The organism is Rhodococcus sp. O3 (assembly GCF_048897285.1).
Classification (GTDB): Bacteria; Actinomycetota; Actinomycetes; order Mycobacteriales; family Mycobacteriaceae; genus Rhodococcus.
This window is the reverse complement of sequence record NZ_JBMBTE010000228.1, coordinates 1-4223: the sequence shown is the minus strand read 5'-3', so window position 1 is coordinate 4223 and position 4223 is coordinate 1. Positions and strand designations below refer to the sequence as shown.

Genomic DNA, 4223 nt, shown 5'->3' with positions numbered 1-4223 from the left:
GCTCGGTCCCACACCTCGCTACGACGAGGTGCCGCGGTGGGGGCTGCGCGACCGCCGCGCGGTCACCGCCGTCGACGAACCGACCCGCGCCGAGAAGCTCGCCGAGATCGCACCGACGCTCCTCGTCGCGACCGCGGTGCTGTTCGCGTTCGCGGCCCTCGCCGAAGCCGTCCGCTACGGGCTGCTGCTGTTCAACCGCACCCGCCTGGTCGATCCCGTCGCGCTGGCGCTGTCCGACGCCGCCGTCGGCTCCACCCAGGTGATCGCACCGCTGGTCGCGCTCGCGGCCGTCGTCGCAGCTGCGCTGCGGCTGGTCCAGGTGCGCGAGCGCGTGTACGCGGCGCGCGGGACGTCGGATCCGCGTCCGCCCGCGCTGATCGTGCTGGGCTGCGTGATCCCGCTGGTCAACCTCGCACTGCCGGGCGTGTACCTCACCGAGATCGCCGACGACGCCGGCCCGCGGCTGCGTCGCGCCGTCCGCACCTGGTGGATCCTGTGGGTCCTCGGCGGTGTCCTCGTCGTCGTGACCCTGCTGTGGCGGCAGCGCGATGCCCTGCAGGCCCGCGCCGACGGGGTGGTCCTGTCCGCGGTGACGGCCGCGGTCGCCGCACTCGTCGCGGTCGCGGCACTGCACGTGCTGCGACTGTTCGACGGCACCGACCTGCGCGGACGGCCGCTGCAGTACCGGCAGCTCACGGTCGCGACCGGTCCGGCGCACTCGCCGATCGCCCCGATCGAACCGGCCGCACGGCAGTCCGATCCCGAGGAACCGGTTCCCGACGAACCGGTCGAGGCCCCCGAGACCACCGAAACCCCGGAGACCACCGAGTCTGCCGAGCAGCCGGAACACGCGAAGGTGGTGACGTCGTGAGCGAGAGCGAACGGCCCCGCGTCGTCGCGCACCGGGGCGCGTCCGCGGCCAGGCCCGAACACACCCTCGCCGCCTACGAGCTGGCGTTGCAGGAGGGCGCCGACGGACTCGAGTGCGACGTGCGGCTCACCCGCGACGGACACCTGGTGTGCATCCACGACCGCACCATCGACCGCACGTCGTCGGGCACCGGCGTGGTCAGCGAGATGACGCTCGCCGAGTTGTCGGCCTTCGACTACGGCAAGCCCGGCGAACCGGCGTCGCTGCTGACCCTGCGGCAACTCCTCGAACTCGTCCTGGACTGGACGAGCGTGCCGGTCAAGCTCTTCGTCGAGACGAAACACCCCGTGCGCTACGGCGGACTCGTCGAAGCGAAGCTGCTGGCCGAGCTCGCGCGGTTCGGGCTCGCCACCCCGGCGTCCGCGGATTTCTCGCGGGTGGTGGTGATGTCGTTCGCGGCGAGCGCGGTGTGGCGGATCCGCAGGTCCGCGCCGCTGCTACCCACCGTGCTGCTCGGCGACACGTCGCACTACCTGGGCGGCGGCGCCGCGACCACGGTCGGGGCGACCGCGATCGGACCGTCGATCGCGACGCTGCGCGAGCACCGTGACCTCGTGGACCGGGCCGCGGCGGCAGGTCGCGCGACCTACTGCTGGACGGTCGACGATCCGGCGGACGTGGAACTGTGCCGCGCGCTCGGCGTCGGCTGGGTCGCCACCAACCATCCGGGGCGCACCAAGCAGCTACTGGCGGTGCAGGACGGCGTGTAGGTTGGCGCGGTGGCCAAGAAGAGCAAGAGAAACAGTGGACCCAAGCCCGGCAGCAACCGCGCCGCCAAGCTCGAGCAGCGTCGCCTCGAGCGGGAGGCGGCGTCGTCCTCGGTGACCCGCCCCTTCGAGGGGCTGGCCGCCGAATGCGACCTCGTCGCGCTGCGCGAGTTCGTGCCGTCGGCGCTCGTCGAACTGCCGCTGGCAACGCCCCTCGAGGGCCGCAGCCTCACCCTCGCGACGGTGCTGCCCGGCGCGGTCGCCGCGCTGGTGCGCAACGAGGGCGACGACGTCGCCGCCTACGTTGGCCTGCAGCTGGCCGCACCCGGATCGGACCCGGCCGCCGACCTCGGTGCCGCGATCGAGTGGGCACGCACCGCCGAGCCCGGCACCTCGCTGCAGTCCGCCGGTGCCGACGCCGACACCCCGCGCCTGCAGGATCTCGTCGTCGCCGACGCGGCTCCGACGATCACCGTCCACCAGGACTTCAACTGGTGGATTCCGGAGGGCGTCGAGGTCGCGGCGGACGTCGCGCACACCGTCTCGCATGCCAACGACGCAATCATGCCGTCGGCGCGGCTGTCCGGTGACGGACTCGTCGCCGCCTGGTGGGTCGATGCGGGCGAGAAAGCGCACCTGCGGTGGGTGCGGCCCGAGGACGAGGATGCGCTGATGGCGGCACTGTCGCGGGTGCACGCCGCGGGTGGCCTGAACCTGGGCGAGGGGTCGCGGTTCGCGGGATCGTTCCGCACGCACGGCCTGCTGGTTCCGGTGTTCGACCTGGACCCGGAGAAGCACCCCGACGAGTGGGTCGCGGCGACCGTCGAGTTCGGTGCCCGCCTCGACGAGGCGCTGGCCGTCGACGCACCGCTCACCGCAGCGGAGCGTCGTTCGCGTGACGGCCTGCGCAGCCGCCAGGTCACCCTGCGCTGATACTGCAGTCGCGCTGATACTGCTCTGAACCCGGCGAACTCAGAGGTTGCCGCCGGCCGCAGCCGGAGCGTTCACCGCCGGTGCCGCGACCTTGCTGTTGATCTCGCGGGCCACGAACTCCTCGATGTGGAACAGGTTGTCCCCGGCGCGGTCGGCGACGGTGAGCAGCGTGTTCATGGTCGCGACCTCCTCGACCTGCTCCTTGAGGAACCACTGCATGAACTGCTCGCCGAGGTAGTCGCCGTCGTCGCGCGCGGCGCGGGCGAGTTCGACGATCTGCTCGGTGACCTTCTGTTCCTGTGCCAGCGCGAGGTCGATGGCCTCGCGGGCGCTGTCGAACATCGACTGCACGGCGTCGACACCGGTCAGGTCGACCGCCATGTCCCGGTCCAGGAAGTACTGGACGATCATCATCGCGTGATTGCGCTCTTCGACGGACTGGGCGTAGAAGAGCTTGGCCAGCTGCGGCAGATCGGCGTTGTCGAAGAAGACCGCGATCGCGATGTACTGATGCGATGCGGTGAATTCGTTGCGGATCTGATCGTGGAGCAGCGAATGGAACTTGCTCTTGTTCATCGCACCCATGGTCGTCATGGCAACGACGTTAGTGCAGGTCAGAGGCTTGCGCATCCAATGGGAGCCTACGCTTATCAAGATCAGTATTGCCTTGGCTGGGTAATAAGAGGCAAGCCTGAGTTGATTCGGAACCCGGTTGTCAAGGGGTCGGCGAAAGCAATTCTGGGGGTATCGGCCGGTCTTCCGTAAGGGATTCGAAGAACGGAATTGCCCGCTCACGGTCCCACAACAGGACGTTGCCGGAACCGTCGACATCCTCGAAACCGCCGACCGGCACCGTCGCGGTCACCGTCTCCCCGCGCATCGCCCACGCCAGGCGCGCCAGGTCCCACAGATGCGTGCCGTCGTCGACCTCGAGGGTCGCGGTCGCCCCCGAGGCGAGCGACCACAACCGGAACGGATTGAGCATCGTGCCGAGCCCGGTCGCCTTGCTCAGCAGGGCCGACATGAACAGGCGCTGATTGTTCATGCGATCCAGGTCGGCGAGGGGAGTCGCGCGGGTGCGGACGAACCCGAGCGCCTCGGGCCCGGAAAGTTCCTGGCAGCCGGGTTGCAGGTTGATCCCGGCCAGCGGGTCGTCGATCGGGTACGGCACGCAGATGTCGACGCCGCCGAGCGCGTCGACGATCGAGGCGAACCCACCGAACCCGATCTCGACGTAGTGGTCGATGTGCACGCCGGTCGCACCCTCGACGGTCTGCGTCAGCAGCGTCGGGCCGCCGACCGCGAACGACGCATTCAGCTTGTCCTGTCCGTATCCGGGGATCGACACGTACGAGTCGCGGGGCAGGCTCACCATCGTGGTGGCGCCCCCGCCCTCCGGCACGTGCATGAGGATGATCGTGTCGGTGCGCTCGGGCCCGACGTCACCACCGGTGGCCAGTTCCTGTTCCTGCTCGGCGGTCAGCCCGGTCCGGCTGTCCGATCCGACGAGCAGCCAGTTCGTGCCGGGCGTGTCCGCGACCCGGTCCGGGTAGGCCGCGAGCGCGTCGATGCGGGTGAGCTTGCCGTCGAGGTAGACCACCCCGGCGATGGTCAGGACGAGCAGCGCGACCAGTGCGAGGGCCGCGCGTCGC

General features: G+C 70.2%; 5 protein-coding genes. 3 read left to right on the top strand and 2 right to left on the bottom strand.

What is annotated here, in order from left to right; translation table 11 throughout:
- The 3 genes from ACN675_RS28020 to ACN675_RS28010 form a co-directional block, all read left to right on the top strand.
- Positions 1-871, top strand: an 871-nt coding sequence (locus tag ACN675_RS28020; RefSeq protein WP_420753926.1) for a DUF4328 domain-containing protein, incomplete at its 5' end; no start/stop codon positions are given.
- Positions 868-1641 (top strand): glycerophosphodiester phosphodiesterase, encoded by a 774-nt coding sequence (locus ACN675_RS28015; protein WP_420753925.1) that lies wholly within the window; start codon positions 868-870, stop codon positions 1639-1641. The genes ACN675_RS28020 and ACN675_RS28015, both read left to right, overlap by 4 nt.
- Positions 1642-1650: 9 nt before the next feature.
- Positions 1651-2571, top strand: coding sequence for a DUF5926 family protein (locus ACN675_RS28010; protein ID WP_420753924.1), 921 nt, complete (start codon positions 1651-1653; stop codon positions 2569-2571).
- Between the two features lie 39 nt (positions 2572-2610).
- Here the strand turns inward: ACN675_RS28010 and ACN675_RS28005 are convergent, their stop codons facing one another.
- Both ACN675_RS28005 and ACN675_RS28000 read right to left on the bottom strand, forming a co-directional pair.
- Entirely contained in the window at positions 2611-3165 is a 555-nt protein-coding gene (locus ACN675_RS28005) for a ferritin (RefSeq protein WP_420753923.1), read from the bottom strand.
- A 121-nt stretch (positions 3166-3286) separates the two neighbouring features.
- A complete protein-coding gene (locus ACN675_RS28000) occupies positions 3287-4195 on the bottom strand; it encodes an LCP family protein (protein WP_420753927.1) in 909 nt (302 codons plus the stop codon).
- Positions 4196-4223: the final 28 nt, after the last annotated feature.

What these genes read in the sequence shown, in the direction of transcription:
- ACN675_RS28005 (WP_420753923.1), bottom strand. Translation starts at nt 3,165, where the DNA reads ATGACGACCATGGGTGCGATGAACAAGAGCAAGTTCCATTCGCTGCTC.